General features: G+C 70.8%; 16 protein-coding genes and 3 pseudogenes. 8 read left to right on the forward strand and 11 right to left on the reverse strand.

The window, feature by feature from the left end; translation table 11 throughout:
- Window positions 1-112: 112 nt before the first annotated feature.
- The 4 genes from IE109_RS05520 to IE109_RS05535 all read left to right on the forward strand — a co-directional run bounded on the left by IE109_RS05520 (window position 113) and on the right by IE109_RS05535 (window position 3298).
- Complete coding sequence (locus IE109_RS05520) at window positions 113-559, forward strand: DoxX family protein (RefSeq protein WP_189549571.1); 447 nt, start codon at window positions 113-115, stop codon at window positions 557-559.
- An 82-nt stretch (window positions 560-641) separates the two neighbouring features.
- Window positions 642-1298 carry a lytic polysaccharide monooxygenase auxiliary activity family 9 protein gene (locus tag IE109_RS05525; RefSeq protein WP_189549572.1) on the forward strand — a complete coding sequence of 219 codons (657 nt, stop codon included), beginning with the start codon at window positions 642-644 and terminating at the stop codon, window positions 1296-1298.
- Between the two features lie 122 nt (window positions 1299-1420).
- Window positions 1421-1936, forward strand: coding sequence for a hypothetical protein (locus IE109_RS05530; protein WP_229890590.1), 516 nt, complete (start codon window positions 1421-1423; stop codon window positions 1934-1936).
- Window positions 1937-1978: 42 nt separating this feature from the next.
- Window positions 1979-3298, forward strand: coding sequence for an ABC transporter ATP-binding protein (locus IE109_RS05535; RefSeq protein ID WP_189549573.1), 1320 nt, complete (start codon window positions 1979-1981; stop codon window positions 3296-3298).
- 134 nt (window positions 3299-3432) lie between these two features.
- Here the strand turns inward: IE109_RS05535 and IE109_RS05540 are convergent, their stop codons facing one another.
- The 5 genes from IE109_RS05540 to IE109_RS05560 all read right to left on the reverse strand — a co-directional run bounded on the left by IE109_RS05540 (window position 3433) and on the right by IE109_RS05560 (window position 8542).
- Window positions 3433-4329 (reverse strand): RNA polymerase sigma-70 factor, encoded by an 897-nt coding sequence (locus IE109_RS05540; RefSeq protein ID WP_189549574.1) that lies wholly within the window; start codon window positions 4327-4329, stop codon window positions 3433-3435.
- A gap of 135 nt (window positions 4330-4464) precedes the next feature.
- Window positions 4465-5694 carry an NAD(P)/FAD-dependent oxidoreductase gene (locus tag IE109_RS05545; RefSeq protein ID WP_189549575.1) on the reverse strand — a complete coding sequence of 410 codons (1230 nt, stop codon included), beginning with the start codon at window positions 5692-5694 and terminating at the stop codon, window positions 4465-4467.
- A 339-nt stretch (window positions 5695-6033) separates the two neighbouring features.
- Window positions 6034-6867, reverse strand: coding sequence for a YhjD/YihY/BrkB family envelope integrity protein (locus tag IE109_RS05550; protein WP_189549576.1), 834 nt, complete (start codon window positions 6865-6867; stop codon window positions 6034-6036).
- 105 nt (window positions 6868-6972) lie between these two features.
- Window positions 6973-7230, reverse strand: a complete 258-nt coding sequence (locus IE109_RS05555; protein WP_189549577.1) for a hypothetical protein — start codon at window positions 7228-7230, stop codon at window positions 6973-6975.
- 76 nt (window positions 7231-7306) lie between these two features.
- The gene (locus IE109_RS05560; protein ID WP_189549636.1) at window positions 7307-8542 is read right to left on the reverse strand and encodes a PP2C family protein-serine/threonine phosphatase; all 1236 of its coding nucleotides are present in this window, start codon (window positions 8540-8542) and stop codon (window positions 7307-7309) included.
- Between the two features lie 396 nt (window positions 8543-8938).
- On the opposite strand from IE109_RS05560, the gene IE109_RS05565 reads away from it, so the two are divergent.
- Both IE109_RS05565 and IE109_RS33005 read left to right on the forward strand, forming a co-directional pair.
- Window positions 8939-9295: a PRC-barrel domain-containing protein gene (locus IE109_RS05565; protein WP_189549578.1), complete on the forward strand. Its 357-nt coding sequence runs from the start codon at window positions 8939-8941 to the stop codon at window positions 9293-9295.
- Between the two features lie 30 nt (window positions 9296-9325).
- Complete coding sequence (locus IE109_RS33005) at window positions 9326-9496, forward strand: hypothetical protein (protein WP_229890591.1); 171 nt, start codon at window positions 9326-9328, stop codon at window positions 9494-9496.
- Between the two features lie 16 nt (window positions 9497-9512).
- On the opposite strand, the pseudogene IE109_RS05570 reads toward IE109_RS33005, so the two are convergent.
- From IE109_RS05570 to IE109_RS05580, 3 genes and pseudogenes are all read right to left on the reverse strand, one after another.
- Window positions 9513-9883: pseudogene (locus IE109_RS05570) on the reverse strand (type II toxin-antitoxin system death-on-curing family toxin); the annotation flags it as partial.
- Between the two features lie 364 nt (window positions 9884-10247).
- A complete protein-coding gene (locus IE109_RS05575; protein ID WP_189549580.1) occupies window positions 10248-11048 on the reverse strand; it encodes a hypothetical protein in 801 nt (266 codons plus the stop codon).
- Window positions 11045-11647, reverse strand: a complete 603-nt coding sequence (locus IE109_RS05580) for an ABC transporter ATP-binding protein (protein WP_229890621.1) — start codon at window positions 11645-11647, stop codon at window positions 11045-11047. Before IE109_RS05580 ends, IE109_RS05575 begins: the two co-directional genes overlap by 4 nt.
- A 335-nt stretch (window positions 11648-11982) precedes the next feature.
- Here IE109_RS05580 and IE109_RS05585 point away from each other — a divergent pair, with 335 nt between their 5' ends.
- Window positions 11983-13212 carry a flavin-containing monooxygenase gene (locus IE109_RS05585; RefSeq protein ID WP_229890594.1) on the forward strand — a complete coding sequence of 410 codons (1230 nt, stop codon included), beginning with the start codon at window positions 11983-11985 and terminating at the stop codon, window positions 13210-13212.
- A gap of 145 nt (window positions 13213-13357) precedes the next feature.
- Here IE109_RS05585 and IE109_RS05590 read toward each other — a convergent pair whose 3' ends face one another.
- From IE109_RS05590 to IE109_RS05600, 3 genes and pseudogenes are all read right to left on the reverse strand, one after another.
- Window positions 13358-14278, reverse strand: a complete 921-nt coding sequence (locus tag IE109_RS05590) for a cupin domain-containing protein (RefSeq protein WP_189549582.1) — start codon at window positions 14276-14278, stop codon at window positions 13358-13360.
- A 358-nt stretch (window positions 14279-14636) separates the two neighbouring features.
- Window positions 14637-15755: a DUF6923 family protein gene (locus tag IE109_RS05595; RefSeq protein WP_189549583.1), complete on the reverse strand. Its 1119-nt coding sequence runs from the start codon at window positions 15753-15755 to the stop codon at window positions 14637-14639.
- An 895-nt stretch (window positions 15756-16650) separates the two neighbouring features.
- Window positions 16651-17209, reverse strand: a pseudogene (locus IE109_RS05600) (TetR/AcrR family transcriptional regulator).
- Window positions 17210-17324: 115 nt separating this feature from the next.
- Here IE109_RS05600 and IE109_RS05605 point away from each other — a divergent pair.
- A pseudogene (locus IE109_RS05605) lies at window positions 17325-17442 on the forward strand (short-chain dehydrogenase); the annotation flags it as partial.

Below are 17442 nucleotides of genomic sequence, written 5' to 3' on the forward strand. Positions count from 1 at the left end.
CGGCCGCCGGCACACCGAACCGGCCGGCGGCCGCCCCGCCCCCGCGGCGACAGCCGCCCCCACCGGGGCACCACCGAGCACCACCGAGCACCACCGAGAAAGGGGCACCACCGTGGAAGCACCCCCCAGATTCCAGGCCCCGGTCCTGGGCCTGTTCCGGATCGTGCTGGGCCTGCTGTTCGCCTGCCACGGAGCGGCGACGCTCTTCGGCGTCCTCGGCGGCCCCCACGGCCAGCCCCCCAGCCCCGGACAGTGGCCCGGATGGTGGGCGGCGGTGATCCAGCTGGCCGGCGGCACCCTGGTGCTGCTCGGCCTCGCCACCCGGCCCGCGGCCCTCGTCTGCTCGGGCTCCATGGCCTACGCCTACTTCGTCCACCACCAGCCCGACGGGTTGTTCCCGCTGGAGAACGGCGGCGAGCCGGCCGCCCTGTTCTGCTGGGCCTTCCTGCTCATCGGCGCTCTCGGCCCCGGCCGGTGGTCCCTGACCGAGCTGCCGGCACTCGCCGCTCAGCTCACGAACCGCGACCGCAGGGAGGTGAACACCCGCAACCGGATCTGAAGCCGCACCCGATCAGATGAATGTCATGTGCACGTAAGCCGCCGGACCGGCGGTTCCCCCCGACACACGGAGGAACAGCACCATGAACATCGCACCCCCCAAACCGACCCGCCGCACCGCCCTCAGCGCCGGTGTCCTGGCCACCGGCTTGCTGTGCCTGCTCCCCCTGGCACCCACGGCATCCGCCCACGGCACGGTCATCGCCCCCCAGACGCGCAACTACGGCTGCCTGCAGCGGTGGGGCTACACCGAGCCGAACGAGGCTCAGGACCCGATGTGCTACCGGACCTACCACGAGAACGCCAACGCCATCGGCGCGTGGAAGGCCGTCTACGCCAACAACACCGGGGACAACTACAAGCAGGTCATCCCCGACGGCCAGATCTGCAGCGCCGGCGGGCAGGGCGAGACGAACTACCGCCCCCTCGACCGCCCCGGTCCGTGGATCACCACCCCCCTGGACGACGACTTCACCGTCGACATCTACGACGAGGCCCGCCACGGCGCGGACTGGCTCGAGGTCTACGTCACCAAGCAGGGCTTCAACCCCGAGTACCAGCTCATCGGGTGGAACGACCTCGAACTCGTGAAGAAGACCGGCCGCTACCCCTACCAGCCGCACTACGTCACCGACGTCTCGACGTCCGGCTACAGCGGTCGCCATGTCGTGGTGACCGTCTGGAAGGCGTCGCACATGGACCAGAAGTACTTCCTGTGCAGCGACGTCGACTTCGGCTGACCCGGGCCGGCTGACCGGCCGACCCGGGCTCCGCAGGCCGCCACCCGGCGGCCTGCGGAGCCCCCGGCCTTCCGCCCCGCCCTCCCCGCGCGCCTCCGTCAGAGACATCCCGAGGACCGACGATGACCAGCCCCTCAGGCCCCGCCGACGACCCCCCGACCGCCCCGGGGACCGCCCCCCGACTTCGCCCCCGGACGGGCCTGCGCGAGCGGCTCCTCCCGCTGGCGCTGAACTACCGCCGCGGCGGGACCGCCGTACTGCGCGCCAGCGTCGGAGTCGTCTACTGCTGGTTCGGAGTCCTCAAGCTCTTCCCCGGCGCCAGCGCGGCCGAGAGCGTCGCGGTCAAGGCCATGACCGAGCTGACGCTCGGACTGCTCCCCTCCGGCATGTGCCTGACACTGCTCGCCCTGACCGAAGTGGCCATCGGCCTGTGCCTGGTCACCGGCCGTCTCCTCCGCGCAGCCCTGACCGCCTTCTTCCTCCACATGGCCGGTGTGTTCGCCGCGCTGATCCTGCTGGCCGGGGACATGTGGAGCACCTACGGCCTCGTCCCCACCCTCGAAGGCCAGTACGTCATCAAAAACATCGTCCTGATCGCCGCCGGCCTGCTCGTCGCGGCCGACGAGATCACCCGCTGAAACAGCCGGCCCAACCGCACACCCGCACCCCCAGGAGCCCGAGTGGGCAGCACGATCACCCTGCACAACGTCGCCAAGACCTACCCCGGCGGCCAACCGGCACTACGCCGGGTCTCGCTGACCGTCGCCGCCGGCGAGTTCCTCGTCCTCCTCGGCCCCTCGGGCTGCGGCAAGTCCACCCTCCTGCGTATGATCGCCGGCCTCGAGACCATCACCGAAGGCGAACTCCACCTCGACGGAACCCTCGCCAACGACCTCGACCCCAGCGAGCGCGACACCGCGATGATCTTCCAGAGCTTCGCCCTCTACCCCAACATGACCGCCGCGGCGAACATCGCCTTCCCCCTCGCCGTACAGAAGCAGGACCCCGCCCTGGTGTCGCAGCGCGTCGAATCCGCAGCGCACGCCCTCGGCATCGGTCACCTCATGAACCGCCTGCCCGGCCGCCTGTCCGGTGGCGAGCGACAGCGCGTCGCCATGGGCCGGGCCACCGTCCGCCGGCCCTCGGTGTTCCTTCTGGACGAACCGCTGTCCAGCCTCGACGCCAGACTCCGCACCCGCCTGCGCCTGGAGATCCTCTCCACCGTCCGCAAGAGCGGTGCCACCACGATCTACGTCACCCACGACCAGTCGGAAGCCATGGCCCTGGGCGACCGCGTAGCCGTCCTGCGCGACGGCATCCTCCAGCAGGTCGACACACCCCGGATCCTCTACACCCTGCCCGCCAACGCCTTCGTCGCCTCCTTCGTCGGCACACCACGCATCAGCCTCATCCACGGCACCGTCCACGCCCCCATCGACGGCGCCATGGCCATCAGCCTCGGCGCGCAGCAACTGAGCCTCCCCATGCCCCTGTCCCGCGACCACCAGATGCTCCGCGTCATGCAAGGCAGCCCCCTGCTGATCGGACTGCGCCCCGAAGCAGTCCGCATCGCCGAACACACCCGGGCCACCTCCTTCGAACGGCCCCTGACCGGCATCGTCGAGCACGTCGAATTCCAGGGACACGAGACCCTCCTCCACCTCACGGTAGGGGGCCGGCCCGCCGACGTCCCGGACCAGACGGTGCCCGGACCCCCTTCCCGCCCGGCCCGCGGGAGCGCCGCCGACCTCGCACGCCGGCTCGCCCAGCGCGCCGCCGGCCTCTCACCCTGGCAGCGCCGTCCCTCAGAGCCGCACCACCCACCGGCCACCGCCGTACCGACCGGACCGAGGGGCGAACTCGTCGTCCGCGCCGGCAACGGCGGCTTCCCGCAGCGGGGCCGGCACCTGCCACTCCTCATCGACGTCCGCGGCCTCTTCGTCTTCGACGCACGAGGCGAGCGCGTGAGCCCCGACCCCACCCGCATACCCGACCTGTAACCGACGGCACACGGCACCCCGGCCCATCACGCGACTAGGCGCGAGGGTCCGGGCGGGCGCGGGCCCGGGTATCCATGGCTCTCCTCGGCCGGAACGTGTAGGTGCCGTGGATGACGGGGTCCGGGCCGACGGCGTCAGCGGGGGGCGAGCGGGGTCCCGGCGGCGAGGTGGGTCAACTTCTCCGGGTTGCGGACGAAGTAGATCCCGGTGATGCGGGCGTCCTCGACGCGGGCGGCCATGACGCCGTCGAGCTCCCCGCCCACGTACACGGCGAGCGCGGGGCTGCCGTTGACGACGGTGGGTTCCCAGGTGATGGTCTCCTCGACCTTGGCGGAGCCGCCGAGCCAGAAGCGGACGAGCTTCTCGGCGCCGACGACCGGGCGCAGCGCGGCCCGTTTGACGCCGCCGCCGTCGCTGAGCGCGACGACGTCGGGGGCGAGCACGTCGAGGAGGTCCTGCGGGTTCCCGGTCTCGACGGCGCGCCGGAAGGACTCCAGGGCTGCCCGGGCCTCGCTCGCGGAGGCGGTCCTGCGAGGGCGGCGGGCGCCGACGTGCCGTCGGGCGCGGTGCGCGATCTGGCGGACGGCACCGGGGCTCTTGCCGACGGCCTCGGCGATCTCGTCGTACTCGACGTCGAAGACCTCCCTCAGGACGAAGACGGCCCGCTCGGTCGGTGTGAGGCTCTCCAGGACGAGCATCATCGCCATCGACATGCTCTCGGCGAGCTCGACGTCCTCGGCCACGTCCGGGGTGGTGAGCAGCGGCTCGGGCAGCCACTGGCCGACGTACGACTCGCGGCGGCGCTTCACGGCGCGCAGCCGGTTGAGCGACTGCCGGGTCGTGATCCGGACGAGGTACGCCCGCGGGTCGTCGACCCGCTCCAGGCCCACCCTGACCCAGCGCAGCCAGGTCTCCTGGAGGACGTCCTCGGCGTCGGCGGCCGAGCCGAGCATCTCGTAGGCGACGGTGAAGAGCAGGTTGCGGTGGGCGACGAAGACCTCCGTCGCCGGGTCGGTGGTGTGTTCGGTCATCGCGCGGTCCCCTCTCTCTTCGTATGCCCGGACAGGCCGTCGGCCCGCGATGGCCGACGCCTCGCGGCGCTCGGCCCGCGGCGGCGGCCGGCGACGGTCGCCCGTGGACCGGAGTGGACGACCCCCCAGGTGTTCTCAGCCATGTGCAGCGGTTCCGTGCTCCCGGGTACGGACCGTTCTCCCGGCGTCCGGCGCGACGACCAGGCGGTGCTTGCGCTTCGGCATGCCGAACGTCGGGTGTGCGGTACCCCACAGCGACATCCGGACGATGCCCGCCTTGATCCGCGCGGCCTTCCGGCCGCCCACGTACGTGGGCTTCGCCTGCGCTTCGCCGTCGACCATCTGCAGGATGCCGTCCCGCCGCCCGAGGCTGATGTGGTTGCCGTGGTAGTCCAGCTTGGCGTTCGGGACCGTGCGGCCGGTCAGGCGGGCCACGATCGCCTCCGTGGCCTGCCTGCCGGTGTAGCCGGCCGAGGCGCAAGACATCGGCAGCGGCCGGCCGTTGTCGCCGATCGCGTAGGCGCCGTCGCCCACGGCGTAGATGTCGGGGTGCGAGACCGACCGCATGGTGCGGTCGACGACGATCCGGCCGTTCTCGGTGACCTCCAGGCCGGAGGTGGCGGCGACCGGGCCGGCCATGAACCCGGCCGTCCACACGGTCGCGTCGGACGCCAGGACCGCACCGCCGGCGCACCGCACCCGGTCCGCCTCGACGGCCTCGACGGTGACGTGTTCCAGGACGGTGACGCCCAGCCGGTCGCAGGCCCGGCGCAGATGCTCGCGGGCCCCGGCGGAGAGCGCGACGCCCAGCTCGCCGCGGGCGATCAGCGTCACCGCGAGCCCGGGCCGGGACTCGGCGATCTCGGTGGCGGTCTCGATGCCGGTCAGCCCGTCGCCGACCACCAGCACAGCGCCCCCGCCGTCCGCACGGGCGCTCAGGCTCTCCAGGCGCTCACGCAGACGCAGCGCGGAGGGACGGGCGCTCACGTCGAAGGCGTACTCGGTCACACCGGGGACGCCGTGGTCGGCGCCGTGGCTGCCGAGCGCGTGGACCAGCGTGTCGTAGCCGAGCCCGCCACCACCGTGACCGTCGTCCAGGGCCACGGTCCGCCGTCCGGGGTCGACGGCGGTGACCCGGGCGACGCGCAGGTCGATCCCCGTACCCGCGAAGACCTCGGCGAGCGACGGTGCCGCGATCTCCCGCCCGGCCGCGAGCTGGTGGAGCCGCAGCCGCTGGACGAAGTCCGGCTCGGCGTTGACCACGGTGATCCCGACATCGCGGGGGGACAGCCGCCGGGCCAGTGTCCCGGCCGCGTAGGCCCCGGCGTAGCCGGCCCCGAGCACAAGGATGCGGTGCTTGTTCAATGTCTCGCTCCTGTCGTTTCGCCTGCCCCCGAGGCGTGGGCGGAACAGCACGGTCGCGCTGTCTCCCCCGCTCCGAGGGGTTCGGCCTCAAGACACCGCGTCGGGCACCGCTGTGACAGCATGTGATGCAGTTCACCCACTCCACCGGCGGGGCCCGGCGCGCCCCTCACGCACCCCCGCACGAGCCCCGGTGAGCCCCGCTGCACGAGGTCGAGAACTCCCGGGACGTGACACAGCGCGGATCTTCGAACACGATGACCGCTGCCACGGCTCTCATCCTTCCGCGCGGCGTCGTGCGGTGCGGTGCCCCGGGCGAGCTGAGCGTCTGCCGCACCGTCCTCACCCGCGTCGTCTCGACGTAGGCGTCAAGCGGGGGAGTTCCTCGTGCAGCAATCGGCCGACCAGGGCGCCGCCGAATGCCACGACTCCCACCCCGACCAGCCAGGACTCGATGACCAGGACGGTTCCGACGGGTCCGTAGGCGACCGTGCTGGACGCGATCAGCGGTGAGAAGACGAGGGCGGAGAAGACCCTCAGGCCGAGCAGCCCGGTCACCGTGGCCACGGCGCCCGGCAGCAGGGCACGCCAGCGGATCCGGCCGCCGAGCAGCAGGTGCTGGGACCACCAGAGGAACAGGACGGCGCTCACCGAGGCGACGGCCCCGCCTGCCAGCGGTTCCGGCCGTAGCGTGGTGGTGGCGGAGGCGAAGAGGTAGGCGGTGAGGACGCTGAGCCAGACGACGTGGCGCCACCTGGCCCACCAGCGGGCCGGCGGCAGGTCCCAGATCTTTTCGTAGCCGGTCTGCACCGCTGCCCCGAAGGCCAGGCCGAACAGGGCGAGGGCGGCGACACCGAACACGGTCGTGCTCCGCAACGCCTGGCCGGGCCGAGTGAACAACCTGTCGACCTGCGCTCTGGCGGCCGTCGACACGCCGAGTCCCTCCCCCAGCCACTGCGCGAACCCCCGTCCGCGCTCGGGATCGGCGGACGAGACGATGATCAGCAAAGGCACCAGCGTGAGCAACCCCAGCGCCGCGAAGCCCAGCGAACGCGACCCCAGCTCCATGCGCACGCCCCGTCGCCATCCGCGCCCGACCGGCGAACGGCTGATGGCGCGGCGCGGCCGCTCGAACCGAAACGAACGGTCCGCGGCCTCGAAGGGGTTCTCAGGCATGTCTGTCGACTACCACGGTCGATGCCTCAGCGGGTGAGGGCGCGACACTGACGGCCAGGATTCGGCGTGCTCGAAGCGATCCACGTTGACATCAGTGCCGACGCGTCAGCCGGCTTTCGCGTCCCTGGACGACGTGCTCCTCCGGCCGGGCCAGGTCACGGTCCCGTGCGCCAGGCCGACGAGTGGCACCGCGCACTCCGGCCGCGCCCGGGTCGCCGCCGTGGCCGGGCTCTTCATGGCCGGGCTCTTCATCGGGCGGGCGCCGGTGAAGCACGGCACGGCGCGGCGCGGCACGGCGCGGACCTCAGGGTGGAGCAGATCGACGATGACGAGGAGTACGCCGACGGACGGCGGACGGAGCACGCCCGTAACCGGCGGCATGGCACTCCGCGGCGCCCACGCCGAGACCTGGTGTGGCGACCGCGGACGACGCCCCGGTTCATCCCCGCGGACCGGTCCGTCCTGTCCATGACGGGGAAGAGGCATCGGTGAGGTCGGCACCCGTGTCGGCGTCCCTTCCGACCCTGTCGAGGCCGTGCCAGTCCAGGCACATGACAGTCGCGTCGTCCTCCAGGTGCCCCTGGTTGGCGTCGACGACTGCCGCGACGAGAGAGCGGGCCGCCTCGCGGGGATGGAGCGCGCGGGTACGGACGATCAGCTCCCGCAGATCGACGCTGCCGGCCTTGCGTTCCAGCATGCCGTCCGTCAGCATCACCAACCGGTCGCCCGGCCGCAGATCCAGCGCCTGCACCCGGTAGGTGTGGGGGACCTGGAAGCCGAACGGCAGATCGATCCGCGGGGTGATCTCTCGCACCTCGCCATCGCGTATCACCAACGGCCAGGGGTGCCCGGCGTTGATGAACTCCGTCCCGCCATCGACCAGGCTGATGCGCAGCAGTTGCCCGGTGACGTAGCTCCGGCTGTGTTCACGCATGGCCCGGTCGGCCTGGCGGGCCTGCTCGGCAAGGTCGGCGCCCGCTCGCCGGGCCCGGCGCAGGGCACCCACGACGAGGGTGGCCAGGAGCGCGGCGTCGACGTCGTGGCCCATGGCGTCGGTGACGGAGAGCTGGACCGCGTCCCGGTCGATCGTGTAGTCGAAGGTGTCACCCCCGACGTGGTCGGCCGGTTCCAGCGCCCCGGCGACCGCGAATTGCGCCGCCTCGCACGCCAGCGACGCCGGCAGCAGCCGATGCTGGATCTCCGCCGCCAGGCTCAGCGGACTGGTGCGGCGGCCCCACTGATAGACGTCGGTGAAGGACCGGTTCGCGATGACGATGTAGGCCAGGGCGTGCGCGCTTTCGCCGATCTCCCGCATCACCTCGGCGGTTGGTCCCGCGGGCAGGAACAATTCGAGCAGCCCCATGGCATCGCCGCGGTTGGTCACCGGGGCGACCACTCGCACCCGCCCGTTCTCCCCCACTTCCTCCACGCGCGGCTGCTGGGTGCGGATCACGTCGTCGTACAGGGTGCCCCGCAGCGTGATACGCCGGGCGGGCTCGTCGGTGTCGACGCTTCCCGCGGCCCCCAGCCGAACGACCGAACCACCGGTGAAGTCAGTGATCAGGAACGCCACCGACACGGCTCCGAGGTGCTCACTGAGCATCCGCGCGACCACGTCAAGAGACTCCACCGGTGCGGCGGTCTCCGCCGCCGCCAGCACCCCTGCCAGGCTCACCGCCCTGCCACCGGCAGCCCCCGCGGAAGGGCCCGTCGGGCTGCCGTCGCCGCCCGGCTCAACTCCACTCACGCCGACTCCCTGAGGCAAGATGGTCACCGAGGCCCGACCAGAGGCTGAAAGGCCCGTTCCAGGTGGGGTGCCGACACCCCTATTCCACCACGGCCGCCGCAGTGCCTGCCGGAAGACCGTTCCATCAGGCGTCAGGCACTGGGCCTTTCGAGCCGGTCCGCGGGGACGGACCTCCCGCGCCGCTTCGACGAAGCCCCTGGTCGACGAGTACACGCGCGCGAGCCGGGACACTCGCCAGAACCCGGAGGTGTCATCAGGGCTGGTTCGGGCACCCTGGGGCAGTGCCCTCTTCGGGCGCACCGCCGTACGAAGGGAAACCGACGAATGATCCGGAGTGCGGATATCCGTGAATGGCGCGCCCACGACGTCATCGACTCGAGCGGCCACAAGATCGGCACGCTGGAGGCCGTCTACGTGAACACCAGCACCGACGAGCCCGCCATGGTCACCGTTCAGGTCGGACTGCCCACCCGCCGCCATTTGGTCTTCGTCCCCTTGAACGGCGCGGTCGTGGGGCCGGGCTACGTCAGGGTCGACCACGACCGGGCGCTGGTGAAGAAGTGCCCGGCGATCGGCACCGACGATGTGCTGCCGGCCGAGGACGAGGCGGCGGTGTTCGCGCACTACGGCCTGCCCTATCACCCCGGCGCGAACGGTGAGCGGCAACTCGCCCGCCGCTGACCGACGCCACCGAACCGAAGGGGTTACCTCATGACGCTCTTCCTCCTCCTCGTCATCGCGGCAATCGTGCTGGGCATCATCGGCGTCGTCGCCGAAGGACTGTTCTACCTGCTCATCATCGGGATCGCGGTACTCGTCGCGGCCCTGGTGCACCTGGGGCTGCGCATTCGACACTCCGGTCGGCGCCGGCGCACGCGCTGAGACGTCCTGAGGCTCCGACGTCGTTCTGCGCCACCCACTCGGCGAACGGGCGGCCAATGCGGACGGGTGGGGGGACGGTACTGGCGCTGACGCCGGTGAACCGCAGGAAGACGCGCATGGCGAGCCGGGCGGTGCGCTTGTCGCCGTCGATCGGCGCGTGCTTGCGGGCGACGGAGTGCAGCAGTGCGGCGGCCCTCTCGTGCGGCGTCGGACACGACTCGGCTCCGAACTCGTTCGTCCAGGGTCGCTCGATCGCCGACACCAGCAGGCTCATGTCTCGCACGCTGTGCCCGGCACCGCTGACGTGCCGGCGACGGCCAGGATCTCGTCGATCCGGAGAGTGCACGTCGTGGCGGTCCTGACCGCGGCCCCCGGAGGCGGGGTCAGGACCTACAGATCTTGGACATCGCTCGTCATCGCACCTGTTCGCAGGCTGGGCGAGTACTCGCCTTCGCGCTGGCCATCGGCGACAACGTCGGACACGATCTCGACGCCGCGGTCGGCATGGCGCCCGCTACATGCTGCGCGCCTTCGCCTGGTCCCACCCCGAGGCCGCCGCCAGCGCCGTCGTCACACGGCTCGACGATTGTGACGCCGGACTCGGCACAGCACGACCTTCACCTCGACACTCCGCGCCGCCACGGCGGCCCGCACCGCCGCCCACGCGGCGTCGCCGTGCCCGCAGCCTTGAGCATGCCGATGACGGAACAGCCTCCTGGTCAGCAACGAGGGCCCGGGAGGAGGATCTTCCTCACCGCGATCGCCCTGTCGGAACTCTCGTTCTGCGGGACCACGGGGAGAGGGAGAGGCGTTGGGTGTGGAGGACGAGCAGTGCCAGGGCGCCGGTCGCTGCGGACCAGGTGAGGGAGAGCAGGCCGTGGGACCAGGGGATGTGTGGAGTGAGGGCTGAGCTCAGCGCCAGCTGGTTCACGCCGTACAGCGGAAGCGCGGACACGCCCGCCACGTCCATGAGCGTGTTGAAGACGGGATTCTGCAGGCCGGTGTCGACCAGGCTGAGCATGATGATGAGGAAGAAGCCCTCCAGCTCGCCGCGGACCAGAGAGCCGAGCAGCAGACCGATGCCGCCGTAGGCGAGGCCGGCGCCCGCCAGGGCCAGCGCCAGGGGTGCTGTGTGGCGTACGGGCATGGAGATCCACAGCAGGATCGTGGTGTAGAGGGCCAGCAGGGCGGCGGTGAGGGCGACAGCAGCGAGTTTGGCCAGCAGTATCGGCAGCCGGGGGTAGCCGGCCAGCAGCAGACGGCGGTCCACCTCCCGCGACTGGAAGGTCTCGGTGAAGGCGACGAAGCCGGCGACCATGGTGATTGCGCCCAGCGCGCTGGCCACCTGGCCGGCCTGGCTGGCTGGGGCGGAGACGGGGGTGCTGATGGCGTCCAGCCGGATGCGCACCACCTGGTCCGAGGTGCACAGGCGTGCCACGGCGATCCAGATGGGGATGAACGCGAGCGCGAGAACCAGGGCCAGTCGGTTGCGCAGGTGGCCCAGCAGAGTGCAGCGCAGCAGTTCGGTGAATGCCGTCCAGGCGAGCCTCATCGGTCGGGCTCCTCGAAGTGCAGACGGCCCTGGCGCAGGTGAGCGATCGCGTCGAAGTGGTGCAGGTCGTGCAGCAGGTGAGAGACCACGATGATCGACCGGCCCTGATCCCGCAGATCGGCGGCCAGGTTCCAGAACCGCTGATGGGTGTCCCAGTCGAAGCCCTGGTGGGGCTCGTCCAGGATCAGCAACTGAGGATCGTGCATGAGAGCGATCAGCAGATTCAGCTTCTGTCGCGTTCCGCCGCTGAGTTCGCCGGCCTGCTGTCGCCGGCAGCCCGTCAGCGCCAGCTGCTCCATCAGCTCGTCGGCGCGCTCCAGTGTCGGCAGCCGGTAGGCCATCTGGAACAACCGCAGATGCTGTCCTACGGTGAACCCGTCGTTCAGCACCGCCCGTTGCGGGCAGTACCCCACCGTCCCGGTCCGTGTCACCGTTCCGCGGTCGGGTGCGAGGTGTCCCACGGCGATCTCCAGCAGAGTGCTCTTCCCCGACCCGTTCTCGCCGACGACTCCCACCAGCGTCCCGGCAGACACATCGAGATCCACATCGCGCAGGACCCGCCTGCCGCCGTACCCCTTGCAGACCCCGCTGATCCGCAGCCGTGGCCGGTGCGATCGGTGGCGCGTCGTCACTGCTGGCACATGGGCCCCTCGAAGGATCGGACAGGTTGAGCGAGCCGCCCCGGAGGAAGAACCCCGCGCAGAGGCAAGACCGGGGCCGCGCAGGCCTATGTCGGACGTCCCCAAGCCCGCCCGGCTCATGACCGCTCAGCCGCGCCCTGCCCGGACGGGCCGGCCCTGGGACGGACCGATCTCCAGCAAGGTCGCTGCCCGGTGTCCAACGACTACGTACCGCCGGTGTAACGGCTCCATCCACTGTTCTCGACCCGCCAGTTGGGCGTGACGTACGCCCCGGACTGCCGTTGTAGGAGATGATGCCCACGCCACCACAACGAGACCCCGGCGCGCCCACGATCGTGATCGGAGCCGGCCCCCACGGCCTGGCGGCCGCCGCGCTGCTGAACCGCTCCGGAGAGCCGGCAGTGATCCTGGAACGATGCGACCGCGTGGGAGCGAGCTGGGCGCAGCGCTATGACCACCTGCGCCTGCACACCACTCCCAGCACGTCGAAACTCCCGGGTTTGTCGGTGCCGCGCCAGGCGGGCCGGTGGGTGAGCCGGGACGACTACGTGCGCTACCTGCAGGGTTACGTCGTCCATCATCGGCTCGACGTCCGGGTGGCCACCCCGGTGCAGCGCGTCGTGCGGGCCGAACCAGGTTCCGGAGCACAGTGGCTGGTCCATACCCCCGACGGTCCGGTGCCCACTGGTGCGGTCGTGGTGGCCACCGGCCGCTGCCATACGCCGAACATCCCCGACTGGCCCGGGCGTTCGACCTTCACCGGCACGCTGCTGCACTCGGCCCACTACCGCTCTCCGGCCCCCTACCGCCGGCAGCACGTCCTGGTGGTCGGCGCCGGCAACAGCGGTACCGAGATCGCGAGCGCCCTGGCCGGAGCCGGAGCCGAACGGGTACGGATCGCGGTCCGTACGCCACCCAACATCCTGCCCCGCTCCAGCGCCCGTTGGCACGCGGCCGGCCGGCTGACGGAGGCCCTCCCGCTCGCGTGGCGCGACCGCACCTCCCTGCTCACGCAACGTCTCGCGGTGCCCGACCTGACCTCTCGGGGACTGCCGCGACCCCGCACGGGCCTGTACACCCGCAACGCCCGCGAAGGGGTCAACCCGGTACTCGACCACGGCTTCGTGGACGCTGTCCGCTCCGGACAGGTCGAACCGGTCGCGGCCGTCCAGGCGTTCGACGGCCCCTACGTGATACTGGCCGACGGCACCCGACTGCGACCTGACACCGTCATCGCCGCCACCGGGTACCGGCCCCACCTGCACGACCTGGTCGGATCCCTGGGCGTACTCGACGAGGCCGGGCAACCCCTCAGCGTAGGGGCGCAGACCCATCCCGCGGCCCCGCGTCTCTACTTCGCCGGTTACACCAATCCCCTCACGGGTGTCCTTCGGCAGGCGGGCATCGAGGCGCGTGCCATCGCTCACGCGCTCTGCCGCGAGAAGGCACGGACATCCCGTTTCACCCCCCAGCTCGGCGAGCGCACGGCCGACGCACTTCGCAAAGGGCACGCTCCGAGCTGACGGAGCTTCGGGGGCCCGCACCTTCAACGGCTTGTTCTGGCAACGCGATTGGACTCCACGCGACGGCAGCGCGTACCAGGGGAGAGCACGTCGGCGGGAGACCTGCTCGGACCGCACGGTCCGTGACGGGCTGAGATACGGCCTCTCAGGTCAGCGGGGTGTTGGCCAGGACTCGGCGGAGGAGTCCCCAGGAGAGGTCGGACTCGGTGGCGAAGGAGCGGCGCTTCTTGGACTTCTCGTCGATGTAGTCGAAGGAGTCGCGGTTGTAGCTGTTGCCGTCGTGGTCGTGCTGGACGGCGGTCTGCTCCGGGTTGAGATAGACGTGGAAGCTGGCGCCGAATTCGGCGGTGGAGTTCATGTAGCCGGGGCCGGTTGTACCACCTCCGCCGTCGATCGGGCAGTACACCCGGTGCACCGCGTAGTTGTCCTTGGAGAGCCAGGCGCACTGGCCGGGGGTGAGGGTCAGCAGGCCGAGCTTGGGGGCGTCCCACTTGAGGTGTTCGTAGACCATGATGTCGAGCTGGCCGGCGAGGCAGAAGACGATGCCGGTGGTGTGGCCGTGGGAATGGATGGGCGAGTAGTGCTGCGCCGGCCAGATCTCCAGGACCACGGGCGAGCCGATGTCGCCCTTGCGGTGGTCGTCGTGGTGGAGGTGACCGTGTTCGTGGGCCAGGTCGTCGTACTCGCCACGGCCGGAGCAGGCGACGCGAATGTAGGGCGGATGGGTGTGGTCCTTCTTGTACTTCTCCACCAGGATCTGGCGCAGGAGCCCCACCTTGTCACCGGGTTCGGTGGCGGGGGCGAGGTGTTTGCGCATGGCTTCGACCTCCCAGGGGGACAGGCGCAGGTCCTCGGCCTTGCGCGCGAGGTCCATGACGGCCGGCGGGATCATCAGCTGCCGGGCGTACTCGTCGAAGGAGGTGGCCTGTCCGATCACCAGCGACGGTACGGCCTCGGCGCCCTTGAGGCGCAACTGCCGTTCTTCCTCCTTGGTGATGTGGAAGGGATACCTCGCCCTGCCGTACTCCGGGCGGTCGGCGGCGGTCCTGGGGGCTGTCAGGCTCATGAGGTGACTCCTCCGTGTTCTCGGGCGACGCGGCGCTGGACGCGCCACGTCGGCTGGGGTGAATGGGCGGTTCTCCGCGGTCGGCGCAGCGGCGTGGGCGCACGTCGCAACGGACTGCGACCAGGTGGCCGACGGGGTCGGGAAGTTGACTCTCGCCGTGGATGAGCCGGTGCAGGCCCGGAGCTCTCGAGGGTGGGCGGTAGCAGCGGGTGAATTGCGACTGCCCGAAGCCGCTGCGTCGCTGACGCCGATACCGGGCGCCTTGCCACCGGTTGCGGATCGGCGGGGCGATGGTGCAGGTGCGCGCCAGGCGACGCCTGGTATCGGCCGGCGGCGAGGTTTGTCCCGTGCGACGTGATCAGCGGCCGGGCAGACGCGTGGCCTTGAGGCCGTCGAGGGGGTACTCCTGGGGCAGGCGAGACGGGTCCCCCGGGACGGTGATCTGCACGGTGATCGGCCGCGAACTGCCCGCGGCCAGGAACTGATCGTTCTCGGCTTCCAGGTACGCCTTGCCATCCTGGGCGATGACACGTACGCCGGATGCCTCTGCCTTCGCGCCCATCACCGAAGGCAGATCGAAGGAGATCCGGAACCTCCTGACGTCCTCGGCCTTGCCGCTGCCCTTGCTGACGGCGGTGAGTGTGAGGTCGAAGCTGTACACCCTGCCCCGGGGCTCGCTGCTCTCCCAGGCCCGATTGAACTTCTTGGACACGTCGATCTCGTCGTAACTGGGCGGGACGGGCAGGGGGGTGATACGCCCGGCGCCGTTCATGATCTCCAGGGCGCCCACGGGTACCCTGCCCCGTCCGATGCGCTGCGAGTGGTCGGGAATCGTGGCCGTGGTCAAGTCGAGGTGGTTGACGTTGCCCGCGGAGTCGACCGCGTAGAAGTTGCCGTCCTGGTCGAAGAAGGTGGCCGAGTACGACTTGCGCGAGCCTGCCGCGGTGCTGGCTTCCGCCGGCGGGAAGACCCCCTTCTTGAGGACGGTCTTCATGGGCTGCCGGCTCGGGTCGACGAGCAACAGGTCACCGTTGTCGCCCTCCACCGAGATCAGCCGCCCGTCCTTGGGGTGGTAGGCGAAGTCGTCCCACCGGCCGCTTCCCGGGGCGTTGCGAGGCATGGCCTTCAGGGCCGCGACATCGATGGCGTAGCTGTGCACGTCGGGGTTGCTGACGACGAAGAGGGTCTTTCCGTCGGGATCCATGTCACCGTCGAACCAGGGCCCGCTCGGCAGCCCGTCGATGACCTGGTCCTTCAGGGTGCCCGCCGCCACGTCGATGGTGATGAGCTTGTTCTGGCTCACGGCCAGCAGCAGGGGCTCCTTGTCGTCGCCACGGTACTGCGCACCCATGGCGGTGTATCCGGGCTCGTAGGACCGCACGCTCTCGACGACGCGGGTGTCGCCGTCGATGGGATCGAAGCGGTAGATCCGGGTGTTGATCCTGCCGACGGCGAGATACACCTTGCGGTGGGCCATGAACGGACGTCCTTTCGCGAGTGGTCGAGGGACCACTCATGATTTGCGCACGTCCACCCGCCGCACAAGCACTACTTGTGATCGTTCGAACACAACGAGCCACCACCGCGTGGCAAGCCGCTGGGGTCCTTCCGCCGACGGTCGGATCGCACGAGACCGCGCCCCCGTTCGCCCGCGCGGCAGCTTTCGAAGAGCCTCCGGCGCGGGCTCCACGGCCCGGTGTGCCGCCGACCCCGGGCGCGCGCCGACCCGGGCGTTCCGGACGTACTGCCGGCCCGTGGAGCCGGAGTCGAGCGCGGAACCCGCGGGAAGGACACTGACCCACGGCGTGATGGAGGCCGTGGCCTCGTTGGCGGCAGCACGGCGGATTCGATGGGACCGGCGCGCCCGCGCCGAGGTATCAGAATGTCCGGGTTCACGGATGCCGGATACGCCTGTCGTCGGACCAACGCCTGACGACGCATGCTCCTTGAGGCGAGTCGGCGCGGACGGCGCTTCTGTGCTGTTGCCGGAAGGCTCGGGCGCCTACCGGCGTGCGTCCACCAACCCGTGCGGAAACGCACGGAACCGCCGCGACTACTCCACGTCCTGGCACGCGGTACGCGTGGGCATCCCGGCTCTCCCACGCGTGCTCGTACGCCGTCGGCTTGCGCTCGGTGTACCGCTTCACGCACGGGACGCGTAGAACCCGCTGCCGGCGCCGCGCGCCCTGACCCCCGCACCGCCGGACACCCGGTGGCCGGACCCTCGCGTCCAGCGCTGCCGCTGGGAAGCCCGGCCTGCTCGTCCGCTCAGCCACTTCTGTCGGCATAGCGTCAAGCGAGCGTCATGACGACCGGCTCGCCACTTCCCCGGAAACCGGACGGCTGCCACGACACGGCCACCACGCCCGTGATCAGCCCGCTTCAGTCAAGGCCGCGCGCGGCGGCGAGGATCTCCCCGGAGAGCGGGGAGCCCTTGGTGGCCCGGGACAGGACCAGCGCACCGAACAGGGTGCAGAGGCGGGCGATGCCGTCCTGGTCGTCACCGGCCAGGAAACCGGCGAAGTCGGCCACCCCCTCGGCGTAGACGCGACGGGCCTCTCGCGCCCCGCCCTCGCGCGCGATGTCGGTGGCGAGCGCGGCGACCGGACAGCCGTCCGCCGGGTCGTCGCGGTGCTCGACGGAGAGGTATGCGTCGATCAGCGCCTGCTGGGCGGCGGCACGCTGCCCGTCATACCGCTCGAGTCCGGCGCTGTGGCGTCGGGCGAGTTCGGCGAAGGCGTGGGCGGTGGCCTCTTCGACGAGTGCCTCCTTGGAGGCGAACTGCTTGTAGAAGGCGCCGTGGGTCAGACCGGCCGCCTTCATCAGGTCGGCGACGCTGACGTGGGTGCCCTGCTCCCGGAACAGCCGGGATGCGGTGTCCACCACCCGCCTGCGGTTTTCCTCCGCCTGCGCCTGCGATACGCGGCCCATGGCCACCTCCCATTTGGATGTCGACTGGCATCTATCTTAGTCCCGCGTTTGGATTGGGAGCACAATCCAAAACGCTGCGGGTGGCCGCCGGCGCCCGCCACGACCAGGAGTGGACATGGAACTGAAGAACGCGGTCGCAGCCGTCACCGGCGCCAATCGGGGCTTCGGGCGACACCTGGCCGCCCAGCTCGTCGTGCGCGGCGCGAAGGTGTACGGCGCGGCCCGACGCCCCG

The organism is Streptomyces lavendofoliae (assembly GCF_014649735.1).
In the GTDB taxonomy this organism is placed as follows: domain Bacteria; phylum Actinomycetota; class Actinomycetes; order Streptomycetales; family Streptomycetaceae; genus Streptomyces; species Streptomyces lavendofoliae.

Bases quoted from the DNA above. Each gene is read 5' to 3' on its own strand.
- IE109_RS05595 (WP_189549583.1), bottom strand. From the start codon at position 15,755: ATGGCCCACCGCAAGGTGTATCTCGCCGTCGGCAGGATCAACACCCGG.
- IE109_RS05525 (WP_189549572.1), top strand. From the start codon at position 642: ATGAACATCGCACCCCCCAAACCGACCCGCCGCACCGCCCTCAGCGCC.
- IE109_RS05585 (WP_229890594.1), top strand. From the start codon at position 11,983: ATGCCCACGCCACCACAACGAGACCCCGGCGCGCCCACGATCGTGATC.
- IE109_RS05530 (WP_229890590.1), top strand. From the start codon at position 1,421: ATGACCAGCCCCTCAGGCCCCGCCGACGACCCCCCGACCGCCCCGGGG.
- IE109_RS33005 (WP_229890591.1), top strand. From the start codon at position 9,326: ATGACGCTCTTCCTCCTCCTCGTCATCGCGGCAATCGTGCTGGGCATC.
- IE109_RS05550 (WP_189549576.1), bottom strand. From the start codon at position 6,867: ATGCCTGAGAACCCCTTCGAGGCCGCGGACCGTTCGTTTCGGTTCGAG.
- IE109_RS05565 (WP_189549578.1), top strand. From the start codon at position 8,939: ATGATCCGGAGTGCGGATATCCGTGAATGGCGCGCCCACGACGTCATC.
- IE109_RS05540 (WP_189549574.1), bottom strand. From the start codon at position 4,329: ATGACCGAACACACCACCGACCCGGCGACGGAGGTCTTCGTCGCCCAC.
- IE109_RS05575 (WP_189549580.1), bottom strand. From the start codon at position 11,048: ATGAGGCTCGCCTGGACGGCATTCACCGAACTGCTGCGCTGCACTCTG.
- IE109_RS05590 (WP_189549582.1), bottom strand. From the start codon at position 14,278: ATGAGCCTGACAGCCCCCAGGACCGCCGCCGACCGCCCGGAGTACGGC.